Below are 13,513 nucleotides of genomic sequence, written 5' to 3'. Positions count from 1 at the left end.
AGGTCGTAACATTTTAGCGCTGTCGAACTTACACGTGTGATCAGAAATGTCTTGTTGAGATCCGATCAAAGCAATGATATATGGATGATGCAGGGGGGGTGCGATCTGAGCGCACGAACCACTAAGGATGGGATACTAAGTCCTACACCATTGACCATAAGCTGATCAACTGACGAATTCCATCTCCATTGGTCAGTCGATCTTTTTATTCAGATCTTACGTGTCCTTTTCATATCTTTGAAGAACCCATATTAGCAATGTCTGAGAGATGGCACAAATAGAAAAGAACGCCCCCGTAATAATCCCTTGTTGGTCAATATTTTTCAGTAGTCCAATGACTAAAATAACAGTAATTTCATTTAAACCTCCGATGAATGGTGGGGGGCCATGTTGACAATCATCGTCGTCATCCTGACTTTATTAATCATCCTGATCGGGGCTCTGCTCATAATGAGCCCCGGCAAGACCAAACCCCTCCTGGACAAGAACGGAGATCTCGTGGCGGGAAGCATCTCAGAGAAAACGCACGTCTCCATCAACGGAGTGGAGCAAGGGATGTTCATCAGAAGCAAGAATCCCGCCAATCCGGTGCTACTGTTCCTCCACGGAGGGCCGGGCATGCCCGAGCACTTTCTAAATGATAGATATCCAACAGGTCTGGAGGAACATTTTTCCGTCTGCTGGTGGGAACGACGGGGTTCCGGGCTATCTTACACCCACGACATACCACCGGAAACCATGACCGTGGAGCAGACGATCTCCGATACGGTGGAAGTGGCAAACTATCTCCGTGACCGCTTTGGAAAGGACAAGGTCTACCTCATGGCGCATTCCGGGGGAACCTTTTTCGGAATCCAGGCGGCAGCCCGGAGGCCCGATCTTTTTCATGCCTATATCGCTCTGAGCCAGATGGCAAATCAGCTGAGATCGGAAATACTGGCTTATGAGTTTATGTTAAAAAAGTACAGGGAGAATGGGGATGGAAGAATGGTCCGGAGGCTCGAAAAAGTTCCGGTGACCGGAACGGTCCCACTTCCCGCCGCATACATGGCGTTGCGCGATGAAGCCATGCACGGTCTCGGCATCGGCACAACACGTGATATGAGGTCCGTGGTCCGCGGCATCTTCTTTCCTATCTGGTTCGACCGTGAATATACCTTGGGTGAAAAGGTGAACATTTGGCGGGGCAAGGCCTTTTCCAGCCGAATGCTATGGGATGAAATGGTGGCCACCGACCTTACGATGATGGTTACCAAGCTCTCTCTACCGACATATTTCATTTCTGGTCGATTTGATTATACCGTCTCCATCAGTGAAGCCAGGTCTTATTTTAATAAAATAATGGCACCAATCAAAGGATTTTATACCTTCGAAGATTCAGCGCACAGTCCGATGTTCGAAGAGCCCGATAGGATGATGAAGATCATGTTGGAGGATGTTATGCACCATACCATCGCCCTCGCCGACCAAGTGTAAAGGGTCGGGCTCACTGATCGATGACCACAGATGAGGTCGTTGAAAAAACAAGACTGATGAACGATCAATGATCTCGCGGATATTTTCTATGATGCCAATATCAATTTGCTTCTTTCATTCAGATCTGAAATGTCATTTTTCTCTTTGAACGAACTTTCAGCAAGTCTCAATACCATTCCTACATGTTTCTTGACACATTCCCTTTGACCATCCGTTCGAACGAAATGGTTGATGGTGAGCAAAGATTCCATGAGCCTTATGACCACCGCTGGGCTCCCTCCAGAAAATTGTCGGATCTGATTGAAAGCGGTGCCTAGCATTCCCTCAAAGGTCAAAACATCAGCTATTACTCTAAGTACGCCATCTTCGTCATAACGATATGAGGGAGGAAACTTCACCTGGGTCAATTGACACATGGTCGAGGTCAGATTGTCAATACAGGTGATGGCAGTGAATGGATCATTGACGCCAGGGGATAACGCCCTCGCAGCGATCTCTACCATTTGGTTGATGGAAAATTCAGCATCCTGATATGGCGTCCTCACTCTCCCGATTATTAATAATTCCTGTAGTTTTTTAATTACCTCATTTGGAACATCATCCTCCGAAATGATCTCCATGGTTATTGAGCCACTTACCAAATGATCCCCCGGTCTGAACATTAATTTGATCAGCGAGTCGTGTTCTTTCGCGATACGAAAGATATTATCATAATCGACATATTCCAGATAACCATTTTTAGATGATGTGGCAAAATTTTTTTGACCGAAAGCAATTTTAAATAGATCCGGGTCCGCCTCATTTTTCTGACCAGCATCTTCGCCGATCATCTCCGGAAATAATGATTCTAGATTTTTTGAGAGGGATGATGAGACATCCGAGATCACATTATCGGCTTGAATGCTCATGGATATGTGATGGATAAAAATGATGAGCAGAAAAATATTGATGACAGCGGCAGAAATGGCAGTTAATATCGAGATGGCGGGAATGAATTCGATCCCATTGTTATCATCTACCGCATTTAGAACGAACAGGCAATAGACGAACGTGGAGACGTAGGCGCCTAGCACGATCTGATTCGTTCGGTCATGCATAAAATTCCTTAAAAGCCTGGACCCAAACTGGGAGGAAGCTAATGTTAAAGCGACAAGGGTAATTGAAAAGACCGTTCCGGCAACCCCGATCATCGCGCCAGATATGGTGGAAAGAACGCTGCGGGCAGAATTCACACTACTTGGAAGAATATATTGGAACACCCCGGTGGGCTTAAAATCCAATATGGTATCCAAATAGATCGTAAAGGCCGCTCCCCCTATGGATATTATTATGGTCAGTGTGGGGAGGAACCAAAAGCTCGATTTCAGTTGATTCCATATGGACCTTAATTTGATCACGATCGTCAACATGTACCTTACCAACCGGGCGCACTCTATTATTCGCCTCCTGAATATTAAATAACCATCTTTTAAACGTTCTAAAAAGGGATAGGGGCGGGGCATTGGCCGAAATTGAAAACTCAGATCCGGGAGGTGAAGTTCATGATAGAAAAGGAGAGATGGTGCAGGGGGTGCGATTTGAACGCACGAACCACTAAGGATAGGATCCTAAGTCCTACGCCGTTGGCCAAGCTTGGCTACCCCTGCTTCCCGGTTCCGAATGATTTTTCCCTATTTATCCTGTCGGTCTATATGCTCTTGGAGCATGACCTTGGCGTTCTCCAGGGCCTTCTCTCTCCTCTTAGGATAGCTCTCCACCCTGGCCCGAGCATGAATGCAATCGTCGCCCGAAAAGATAACTAGCTCCTCCATGAACGACTTCTGCTTGTCCAACCTGAAGAAGAACAGTCCGTCCTCGTCCATCCTTTGGTCGATGGTGGTCAGCAGCTCTTTGAGGTCCTCTACGGACAATCGTTGGAAGAAAGAGCGTATGTCCACCTTTCGAGAGAGCGTGCACTCCATGATCAGGATCTTGTTGCCATGGTAACCTTCGGAGTGGGTGACGGTGGTATCATCTATACCACTGGCGAACGTCATCGCTTTTTGCACCTTTTCCGTATCTTCGGTGGCATGGCAGAAGGTTCGGAGGTTTAGGTGTATCACGCTCATTAGCAGGCTATTGCGGCAGCTATTGAAATATCATTTGCTCCCGTTCAAACGATCTTGACCATTCGGAACCGCGCGTATCCGACCAGAACCCTCTGGTAACCGTTCATACGGCGATCCAATTCTGGATCACCGGAATCTGAATGGAGCGTCGGGGTCTCTCCGAGCTTACCCGGGGTGGCCAGGACCTGAACGTTCTCCACTCCTACCATACCGATGACCCGGGGTGAGATCTGCTGGTTCCCCCGTCCTAGAACGAATCCCTGCCGGCCGATCGGCGTAACAAGCACTTTTACCTTCTTTCCCGGAAGTACCTTGATCAGATCATACTCGGAGGCGTCCTGTACCGTAATTCTTCCGTCCAGATAGACATCCACCCCCAGAAGGGTCTTCGGTTGGCCCAATCTCTGAGCCACCGCCCTGGTGGTGGTACCCGGTCCCAACACGTAATGTGTCCCCGGCTCCATGTTCTCCACAACGAACACGGCGATCGCCTCTTTCTGTTCGTCGTCCGAGGTCCCAAAGATCGTTCCCTTCGGTGGCTGAATCATCCCTTCTAAGGACGGCACTCTCAAATAGCCGTAGAGACGGGTGCGAAGCTCCCCTGTTCTAAACGCTTCCTCGTCCACATCCATGACCTCGGAGAGCCGAGTGGTCATCTCACCCTTTATGAACGCGCAAATAACCTCTCCGGCCTCCTCAGGTGTGTTAGCGAACACTCCGGAATGCATCTTGACCCCGGAAGGTATCCCAATGACCGTGATGCTCTCCCCCACAACATCGAGCACATCCCGCGCGGTGCCGTCACCGCCGCAGAAGATGATCAGGTCCGTTCCTCTCTCGACGAATCTGATGCAAGCATCCTTGGTGTCCATTGCCGCGCTTTTTCCAGAAACTGAATGGACCACCTCCGATGGAAGGCTCAGTTCGGTAAGGACCTTCTCGCCCATATCCCCGGAAGCGGTAAGGAAAACGCTCTTCCCTTCGATCTTGGACAAAGCGCGTCTGGCCCGGTCATTGGATATGGGGGAGGCACCCCGTCGGACCGCTTCATCGAGAACCTCGCCATCGGTGCCTTTGAGGGCGACCACACCGCCCATGCCGGCCACGGGGTTGATGACGAATCCTATGAGCATAGGTCGGTAATGGTGGTAGCCACGATAAGACCTTTGAGAATCGAATTAGGGGAATGGTGCGGCGGCTGAATCCCGCCAACACCTGTAGAGTTTGGAAGCCGGAAGAACGTTCAGCGCATTAATGGGGGCAGCTCGCCGCTCGGCCGCATTTCCATGTCCGCTGGACCATTGCTGGCCATGACCATCTCAGGCATTAGGTACTGAGCGCTCATCACGTGGGACTCCTCCGTATTGCCCTGCATGAACTGCATGACCTCCTCGGTCAGGGCGTTCATGAACGACATGCTCACCTGGGAGCAAAAGGAGTCGATGATCTTCACCACGCTGCGGTCTATGACCGAGAAGGCCTTGTTCAGAGGGAGCTCCTCCGCTATGTTCATCAGCCGATCGTTCTCCACTACCACGGTCGTCTTGGCTATCTTCTTGATCTTAGATATGCCATACTGAGCCTTCTCCATTCTATCCTTCTCAAAGGAGAATGGCGTGATCGCAATGACGAATGTGATCGAATTAAGGTCCTTGGCCACCTGGGCCACCACTGGAGCTGTACCTGTCCCGGTGCCGCCGCCCATCCCGGCGATGACGAACACGATATCACGGTCCTTTATGGCGTCCTTTATGGCGTCCTTGGCACACTCAGCGCAGTACTCCCCGACCTCCGGGAAACCCTCAGCGCCGCGCCCTTCGGTCACATCCTTGCCGATGAGCAGCTTCTTGTGCGCGTTGACCTTTTGCAGTGATCTCTCATCGGTGTTGATGGCTACGGTCTGCACGTTCTTCTTGCAGCTACCGAAAATGTTGCTAACAATGTTGTTACCAGCACCCCCGCATCCCACCACCGATATCTTTGGCTCTGTCAGGCCCCGGCTGAGCATCGATACCATTTGCTCGGTCCTGATCGTCTGTTGTATTACCCCGACTTCCATTTTTTAGGCCCCCGTTTTCAACGCGGAACGCGTGACAGCGCCTCCGCTAAGGTAAGTTAGTGCATCCCATCCCTCTGCGCTCAGAGTTGTCCGCTGGTCCTTCACAAATTTGCCAGGGCTTGCCTGCCCTTGTGGAAGAGATCGTCCTTGACATTGTCCAGGTTCTCTCTGGAGACGAACTCCTTCCTCAGGCATTCCCCGATGATGTCCTCCACCGTGTTGTAGTAGCCATCCTCCACCATCCCTTCCATTATGTTACGGATAGCCGGCGGGACATTTATTGTAAGTTGACCCTTGCCTGAGATTTCGATCCGCGTTCCACCATCCCTATCAATGAACGCGCGGAGGGCGATCCTTGCTAACTGCGATCGGTTCGAGATCTCCGGATGCCCTTCGATGAATCCATCGATAAGTTCCAGGTCCTCGTTCTCGAGGCGCAGTGATATTCGCTCTCCCTCCATAATCGGTAAACTCCTTGGCTCGGACTGAGAATTAGATTGTCATATTAACTATATAAAATATGTGTCATTTGTCATATTTTGTCATACTGAGCTATGCCAGTAAGAAAATAAAATATTGCCAGTAGATCAGGCTCCGAATGCGATTAAGGCATAAATAACCCAGGTCATATCAGTAATGTTGATATGCCGACCTGTGCAAGCTGCGGTAAGGATCTGTTCGAGGACATGCGCTTCTGTCCATATTGCGGTCATTTGGTTCAATCGGACGACATCGAACAGTTCGAGCCGGTCCGGGGGGAGGTGGTCATCGCTGTAATATCGCCGACGCACATCGTAGGACGGGATGGCATATTCGCCGTGGCAATGACCACGAAGCAACTGCTGTTCGCTCGGATAGAAGAGGGGACGGTGGATAAGGCCAAAGGTGAGCTGAGGCAGAAAGGAATATTTCTTGCTGGGTCGAGCAGTTCTTCCAACATATCCCGGTTTTACGAAATGGTCCCCGACCAGCTTCTGAAGGAAAGACCGGACAATTTCACATTAGGCATCGATGAGATCGAGGCGGTCAGATTGTCATACGATAGTGATGAGAACGGACTTTACGTGGTGGATCTGAAAAATGGTGAAAAGGGGCTGAGGTTCACCATGCCTTACGATAGGTACTACCGCGACCTTCTCTTCCGCACCTTCGAGGGCAGAATGTCCTGGTGATCATATCTCCATCTCGTCCATTTCCTGCATCAGGCGATAGAAATCGATGTCAGAGATGCTGCCCATCTCCTTGTATGACTCCAATAGTCGTTGCTTTCCCATGCGCAGCACCCTCGAGCTGATGCCATATTTAATGGACGAGGCGGCTTCGATGAACGCCGCCAGATTGTCGCATCCCTTCAACATTCTTCCGTCCACCGCCCAAGAATCATTATCGTTGTACGAGGAGTTGATCTCCTCATAGGGCATTTCCTTGGTCACCCCTGTTCTGTCCCTCACCCGATTGCGGAAGGGATCAAGCAGCAGGTATTCGAAATCCTTGCGCCAAGTGGCCGGGAGCAGAGGCAGAAGCTTGTCCTTCACTTCCTGTTCCTCGTACTCAGCAATGAGCTCCTCCAAACCGCCTACAGACTTCTTGACCGGAGTAATAATGTCTTTCGTCAGAACCTCTGGCAGGTCGTGGAACAGGGCGGTGTAGAAATTGTTCATCGCGCGCTGCGGACCGGCATTTATGCGCAGCGAGCAGAGGTGGGACATGATGGCGACCATCAACATATGTCCCAGGACGGACGTCCTGGGGATGCGCGGCGCCCGGGCCCAACGCTGCTGGTATCGCAGCTGCCCGCAGAATTCTATGAAACCATATGATTTTTTACCCAGCATTACACGCTGCACACCGATGAGGTCGTAATGGTCCTCGATCTGCATTTCGATGTTGCGTTTCGTATCCTCGATCCCCATCATCGTCGGGTTGGCAGCATAGATCAACCGGAACTCCCAGTTCGTCGCCAGGTAATGCGCCGCCTTGAGGACGCGCCTCTCGATGCTCTCGTCCTGTTCCGAATGATATGCTTTGAATCGTTCCAGGAACTCCGGGTCGATATCGGGCACTTCGGACACGAGTTCGCGGAAGACGTACTCGTTCAGTTCCCGTCCCTTCTCCTTCTGCAAGCGGTGGAAGACCGGCGGTTTAAGGTCGGTCAAGAATATCCTATGCAGGAATTCGAAGATGCCGCCTTCAATGATCTTTGTCCAATCGATTTTCCTGCTCTTTTCGGTTTCCTCGAACTTCGCCAGCACATAGGCGATGACCATTTTATGAGATTGCTTGTCCAGCTCCGTCAGCTCGACCGGGCGGATATGGTCGTTCCACCGCTGCATGTTGGCCGCCTCGAAGAACTTGTAGATCAACCTGGCGTTCATTGGTCCTTGGGACATGGAGTTCCCTGGGGAATAAGGCGAGGTGGGAATTAAGGGTTGGCCTAAAAAAAGGAAAGGTGGTTAAAGTGTTTATTGAAGCTTGCACTCTGGGATGGACTTCAGGGCGCTGAAACTGATGTTCAAGCTAACCACATCGCCGATCTTATCAACGTTGGCGACCGGAATGCAGATGATCAAACCTCCCAGCAACGGTTTCCTCACTCCCAGTTCCTTATTGGACTGCGTGTTCAATGTTACAGCGACATGGGTGACCTTCCAAGAGGCCAGATCTAGATCGAACGCGTTCACAGCTCCGACCTCAAAGGCATCAGAGGTCATGACCTTCTTGTTTAGCAGCGTATTCATTCCAACCATGTTATCAATGTTATAACGGTGTTGAGGCGCATAAATAATTATCTAAATCGTTCGTTTATTTATAAACTCAAACCAAAGCGCCGAAATAGTAAAATCTAGACCACTGAGGTAAGTTTTTCATATTTCCAGGCGATGTTCTTCCGTGAACCGAGGGGAATTGGAACAGCGGCTAAGGTCGCTTTATCAGAGCAACAAGAAGAGCATCATGAAGCTGTCCAGGACCAAGAACAAGAGTGGCAGGACCACAACTCAGGTGGATCTGGTGCTGGACAGTGGCGAGGTCCTGATGAGCGTGAACGTTCGTCCTTCAAAGGTCATTTACACCGAGGATAAGAGCTATCTGACGTTCTTTGTGCGTCACGATCCCAAGCTGACCGAGCAGGAGGTCGACGCCATCTTTGAGAAGTCCTTATACGCTGGATCAAGCCAGGACGAATAAAGTAAGCTAGTCACCGCTCCATGTGAACGTCCTTCACAACAAAAAAGGTTTATCGGGCCTGTGCGCTCACCGATGTTGTGCAAAAGAAGAGCTTGGCCAAACTGGCTGTGATCGGTGGTCTCATCGTTTTTTCCATCAAATTAATGGCCTATCTGATCTCAGGTTCCGTGGCTCTGCTCTCAGACGCACTTGAATCCATAGTCAACATCGTGGCCTCCATCATGATGCTCGCTTCCATTTACATCTCCATGAAGCCGGCCGACGAAGACCATAAGTATGGGCACCAGCGGGCGGAGAACATATCCTGTCTGGTCGAGGGGCTGCTCATTGTCATGGCCGCCTTGCTGATAGTCCTTGCCAGCATAGATAGGTTATTCGATCCAGTATCCTTCAACGATATCGATCTAGCTATCGTGATATCATTGATCGCCACAGGTATGAACGGGGGGCTCTCCTACATTTTGATGAAGGGATCGCGCCTGAGCATGTCCATCGCCCTGGAGGGTGACGCAAAACATCTTTTCTCCGATGTGCTGTCCTCCCTAGGAATTGTCGTAGGTCTGTTCCTGGCAAGTGTCACTGGGTGGTACATACTGGACCCCATATTGGCCTTGATGGTCGCCGCATTGCTCATCAAGATGGCCTACGGCGTACTCGGCAGGTCATGCTGGGACCTCATGGACCATAGCTGTCCCGAGTCAGAGGCTCTGATCGAACGGATCTTGAAAGGACAGGAAGGTTTCCTGCAATACCACGACCTCAAGACCAGAAGGGTCGGCGACAAGATCTATGCGGAAATGCACATCTGTTTAGAAGCGGACCGCACCATCGCCCAGGGACACGAACTGACGGACAGGATCGAGGAGGTCCTCCGCCATGAGATCCCCGGGATCATCGTCATCATCCACCTGGAGACGGAGAAGGAGATAGTGGCCTGATCACCAGGAAAGTCGGGAGAGCCTATCGCAGGCCGATCTCAACACGTCGTCCGTCTTGGCGAAACAGAACCTGACCAGGTCTTCTCCGTCCTGGTGATAGAACGCCGTTCCGGGAACGCTCGCCACACCGCACTCACGCAAAATGTTCAAGGCCTTTTCCTTCGAACCCTTTCCCGGGATCGAACTGACATCGGCCAGTATGTAATATGATCCCTGGGGAACGTAGGGGTACAGGCCCCCTTCGCGCAGACCGTCCAGAAGCACCTCGCGTTTGCGCTGATACTGTTGGCACAATCGTCTATAATATTCTCCAGTGAGCTGCTCGATGCCCCGGGCCACGCCCACCTGCAAAGGTGCAGGGGCGCAGACGTAGACCAGATCGTTCATGTAACCGATCATCCGTGCCCATTTGCGGTCACAGACGGCATAACCGATGCGCCAACCGGTGATGCTGAACGTTTTGGAATAACCCGATATGACTATGACGCGGTCCCGGGCCTCCTCAAAGGACGCCGGAGAGATGTGCTGCCCATCGTCGTAAACAAAGTATTCATAGATCTCATCGCTGAAGATGAAGAAGTCATGGTCTATGGCCAGGTCGGTCAAGGCTTTCAGTTCAGAACGAGAGAAGACCTTGCCAGAAGGGTTGGAGGGATTGTTGATGATAATTGCCTTGGTCTTCGGTCCAATGGCGTCTGATATTTTCTGTAGGTCAAGCTCCCATTCCGGAGGTTCCAGACGCACGAAGACCGGTACCGCTCCCATGGCCAGTAGGGTATTGACATGATATCCGTAATATGGTTCCAGCACGATGACCTCATCACCCGGGTTCAACAGGGCCATGCACGCGGAGTAAAAGGCCCCGGTCGCACCAGCGGAACAGACGATCTCGCCCTCCGGGTCCACATCCATCCGGTTGAACTCCTTGAACTTCTTTGCGATGGCCTGTCTAAGGATCGGAAGCCCGTCATATCTGGTATAGGCGTTTATACCGTCCATCGCCGCTTCGTGCGCTCCATCGATGACCTCTCTGGGGGTATCGGTATCACAGACACCCTGGGCTAGGTTGATGCCGCCTACCCGGTTGCACTCCAAGGTCATATTCCGGATCTCTGACTGCACGATGAGGTCGGATCGATCACTGTAATCTCGGCTCATGGTCTGACCAGGAACCTAAGGTCTCAGATGATTAAAATGGTATCCCGACGGGCTCATCCTTTATTGGCAGGACCAAAAGCAATTATCAAGCCTGTAGTACAGAAAAAGATAATGACGAAGAAGGATGTTGGCCATCCATCATGCTCAATGAAATGGGCGTATGATATGGTGATACCATGGAAATTCCAAAGGAAAAGTCCCCCGTCGTTATCAAGGCTGTTGACAAGATCGCGGCCCTAGATGCCCTGCAGGAGATGTACTCGGACATGTTGAACGAGTATGAGAGACAGATCGACGACCTCGCAGGACTGTCCAGGGTGCCCCGAGCGAACCTCTATAACCCGGCCGTTCTGCATGAGATCGAAAGCACCGCTCATCGAAAGAACTTCGAAGACCTGCTATCAGCGGTATGGATTACCCGGACGCAATTGGAGGATATAATCGCCGTTCAGCGTACCGTATGCATAATGAAGCGCCTCATGAGCGAGGATGCGATCATAGCATGCGATAAGAAGGAGCGGGAGATCGAACAAGGTAATGATCTGCCATACGAAACGAACGGGTAACTTCGTCCTCACCGTCGAAAACGACGGTGACCCATTTTTTCTAAAATGATTTTACGGAAGCCGCGGTCCTTCGAGACCGGTTTTTTAAGGATGAAATGAACGGACTCAAGGTGATCGAATTCGACCGTTATCTTTACATGAAGAATATGGAACGATCCGGTGAAAATACAGTAGGTTCATGATCCCTCAATTTGCTCATTTTCAACCATCTCTCATAAAATTTTATTAGACCTTATGGTGATAATTTTTTTCGATGACCATGACGGAGTTCGAGATAATCGATACTAAGGTCCAGGAAGCCATCGCCATCCGGGAAAGGGTGAGAGTGAAGGATATCCCTCAGGTCATGGGGCGCATGTTCGGGGAGCTCGTTCCACTATTGAACGGGGAAGTACAGTGCTGCGGTCCACCCTTCGCCTTTTACCATTCCTGGTCCGGTGATGAGATGGACATGGAGGTCGGTTTCCCGGTCAGCGGTAAGGGAATTTCCAAAGGAAGGGTCAAGCCGTTCAAGCTTCCGGCCGGGAAGGCCGTAATGGCAATGCACACAGGGCCCTATGAAAAATTGGTCGACACCTACAACAAGATGATGGAATGGATGAAGGTCAAAGGCCTTCAGCCGGCCGACCATATGTGGGAGGAATACCTCAACAGTCCCGATGACACTCCTATGGATAGGTTAATGACCAAACTTATCTGGCCCATCAAGTGACTGGCCCTTTCGGTATCATCTTCCGTTCACCCCTGGATGCGGTTGTAGGGTTCCAGTGCAACTTCCATGCTCTTGCCTACAAAAAAGGTTTAAGGGGTGTATCTATTCTAATTCTGGAAATTGCTGATGGTCGCCGAGTCACCATCAGCCACAAATACTTTAGGCGAGCAAGGAATGCGGTCGCATAATGCCGGTCGCACTTGTAAATGGCTGTTCTTGTTCAAACCGTGCGTTTAGGTATGGAATGTGTGGCTAAGGAGAAAAATGAACGAAGAATCGGATAGGAAGGTCGTTCGCGGGTTAAAGGACGTCGCCGCCGCTGAGACCCGAATTAGCTACGTGGACCCGAAGGGTTACCTCTATTATCTGGGATATAACATCGATGATCTGGTGGGGCGGGTCACCTATACTGAGGTGGCCTACCTACTGATACACAAGAGGTTGCCAAATCGGCAGGAGCTGGACGAGTTCTGCACCGATCTTGTTTCTGAGATGAAACTGCCTAACGCTATGGTCCGATGCATCTGGGACACACCGGGACATGTTCATCCAATGGACGTATTACGAACCGAAGTATCCCGTCTGGGGGAGTACGATGTCGAGAAAAACGATCTCTCTGAAGCGGCGAACCTGAGGAGGGCCACCAGGCTGATCGCCCAGGTGCCCACGATAGTAGCCACCCTTCACAGAAGCCGCATAGGTCAGCCAGTTCCAGTCCCCAGGAAGGACTTTGGCTTCGCTGAGAATTTCCTTTATATGTTCAAGGGGCACCCTCCGAAGGAGGACGAAGCGGATGTTCTCCATCGTCTTCTCATCCTTCATGCCGATCACGGGTTCAACGCTTCCACTTTCGCAGCGCGTGTGACCGCAAGCACCAATGCAGACATGTATTCAGCCGTAACCACTGCGATCGGAACCCTCCGGGGTCCTCTGCACGGTGGCGCCAGCGAAAAAGTTATGGACATGCTCAACGACATAGGTCTGGAAAAATATGTGGATGAATACATCCAGGGACTGCTGGATGAAAAAATGAAGATCATGGGCTTTGGTCATCGGGTCTATATGGCGGAGGACCCGAGAACGAAGCATCTCAGGGGCATAGTCGAAAACCTATGTCATCATAAGAGAACGTTGGACCTGTATAACAAATGCATCAAGATCGAGGGGATCGTTCACGAGAGGAAGAACATCTACCCCAACTTGGATTTCTACGCTGCAGTGGCCATGGACGCCATGGGGGTGCCCAAGGAGTTCTTCACGCCATTTTTCACCTCGAGCAGAATAGCGGGCTGGGTCGCTCATACGATAGA

Annotated in this window: 15 protein-coding genes and 1 tRNA gene; 7 read left to right on the top strand and 9 right to left on the bottom strand. The window is 50.9% G+C overall.

The features are described 5' to 3' along the window. Positions 1-387 precede the first annotated feature (387 nt). The gene (locus VMW85_00430; protein ID HUT26501.1) at positions 388-1,476 is read left to right on the top strand and encodes an alpha/beta hydrolase; all 1,089 of its coding nucleotides are present in this window, start codon (positions 388-390) and stop codon (positions 1,474-1,476) included. An 86-nt stretch (positions 1,477-1,562) separates the two neighbouring features. On the opposite strand, the gene VMW85_00425 is transcribed toward VMW85_00430, so the two are convergent. The 6 genes from VMW85_00425 to VMW85_00400 form a co-directional block, all read right to left on the bottom strand. Then, entirely contained in the window at positions 1,563-2,885 is a 1,323-nt protein-coding gene (locus tag VMW85_00425; protein ID HUT26500.1) for a DUF2254 domain-containing protein, read from the bottom strand. Between the two features lie 150 nt (positions 2,886-3,035). Then, a tRNA-Leu gene (locus tag VMW85_00420) sits at positions 3,036-3,122 on the bottom strand. A 24-nt stretch (positions 3,123-3,146) separates the two neighbouring features. Then, a complete protein-coding gene (locus VMW85_00415) occupies positions 3,147-3,584 on the bottom strand; it encodes an RNA-binding domain-containing protein (GenBank protein ID HUT26499.1) in 438 nt (145 codons plus the stop codon). A gap of 44 nt (positions 3,585-3,628) precedes the next feature. After that, the gene (locus VMW85_00410; GenBank protein HUT26498.1) at positions 3,629-4,717 is read right to left on the bottom strand and encodes an ATP-NAD kinase family protein; all 1,089 of its coding nucleotides are present in this window, start codon (positions 4,715-4,717) and stop codon (positions 3,629-3,631) included. 110 nt (positions 4,718-4,827) lie between these two features. Then, positions 4,828-5,643, bottom strand: a complete 816-nt coding sequence (locus VMW85_00405; protein ID HUT26497.1) for a hypothetical protein — start codon at positions 5,641-5,643, stop codon at positions 4,828-4,830. A gap of 101 nt (positions 5,644-5,744) precedes the next feature. Next, entirely contained in the window at positions 5,745-6,104 is a 360-nt protein-coding gene (locus VMW85_00400; protein ID HUT26496.1) for a ribbon-helix-helix domain-containing protein, read from the bottom strand. Between the two features lie 183 nt (positions 6,105-6,287). Here VMW85_00400 and VMW85_00395 point away from each other — a divergent pair, with 183 nt between their 5' ends. Continuing rightward, the gene (locus tag VMW85_00395) at positions 6,288-6,815 is read left to right on the top strand and encodes a zinc ribbon domain-containing protein (protein ID HUT26495.1); all 528 of its coding nucleotides are present in this window, start codon (positions 6,288-6,290) and stop codon (positions 6,813-6,815) included. Here the strand turns inward: VMW85_00395 and VMW85_00390 are convergent, their stop codons facing one another. Together VMW85_00390 and VMW85_00385 are read right to left on the bottom strand one after the other, a co-directional pair. Then, entirely contained in the window at positions 6,816-8,033 is a 1,218-nt protein-coding gene (locus VMW85_00390; GenBank protein HUT26494.1) for an HD domain-containing protein, read from the bottom strand. 72 nt (positions 8,034-8,105) lie between these two features. Then, positions 8,106-8,390 carry a hypothetical protein gene (locus tag VMW85_00385; GenBank protein ID HUT26493.1) on the bottom strand — a complete coding sequence of 95 codons (285 nt, stop codon included), beginning with the start codon at positions 8,388-8,390 and terminating at the stop codon, positions 8,106-8,108. Between the two features lie 142 nt (positions 8,391-8,532). On the opposite strand from VMW85_00385, the gene VMW85_00380 reads away from it, so the two are divergent. Beyond that, entirely contained in the window at positions 8,533-8,829 is a 297-nt protein-coding gene (locus VMW85_00380; protein ID HUT26492.1) for a hypothetical protein, read from the top strand. Between the two features lie 77 nt (positions 8,830-8,906). Further along, positions 8,907-9,767 carry a cation diffusion facilitator family transporter gene (locus VMW85_00375; GenBank protein ID HUT26491.1) on the top strand — a complete coding sequence of 287 codons (861 nt, stop codon included), beginning with the start codon at positions 8,907-8,909 and terminating at the stop codon, positions 9,765-9,767. Here VMW85_00375 and VMW85_00370 read toward each other — a convergent pair whose 3' ends face one another. Beyond that, a complete protein-coding gene (locus tag VMW85_00370) occupies positions 9,768-10,925 on the bottom strand; it encodes a pyridoxal phosphate-dependent aminotransferase (protein HUT26490.1) in 1,158 nt (385 codons plus the stop codon). A gap of 176 nt (positions 10,926-11,101) precedes the next feature. Here VMW85_00370 and VMW85_00365 point away from each other — a divergent pair, with 176 nt between their 5' ends. From VMW85_00365 to VMW85_00355, 3 genes are all read left to right on the top strand, one after another. Further along, entirely contained in the window at positions 11,102-11,491 is a 390-nt protein-coding gene (locus VMW85_00365; protein HUT26489.1) for a hypothetical protein, read from the top strand. Positions 11,492-11,744: 253 nt separating this feature from the next. Continuing rightward, positions 11,745-12,203, top strand: coding sequence for a GyrI-like domain-containing protein (locus VMW85_00360; protein HUT26488.1), 459 nt, complete (start codon positions 11,745-11,747; stop codon positions 12,201-12,203). A 264-nt stretch (positions 12,204-12,467) separates the two neighbouring features. Next, positions 12,468-13,513, top strand: a 1,046-nt coding sequence (locus VMW85_00355) for a citrate/2-methylcitrate synthase (protein HUT26487.1), incomplete at its 3' end; no start/stop codon positions are given.

The organism is Methanomassiliicoccales archaeon (assembly GCA_035527755.1).
Lineage (GTDB): Archaea > Thermoplasmatota > Thermoplasmata > Methanomassiliicoccales > UBA472 > UBA472.
Note: the sequence above shows the minus strand (reverse complement) of the source record. Positions and strands in the feature narration are given on the sequence as shown.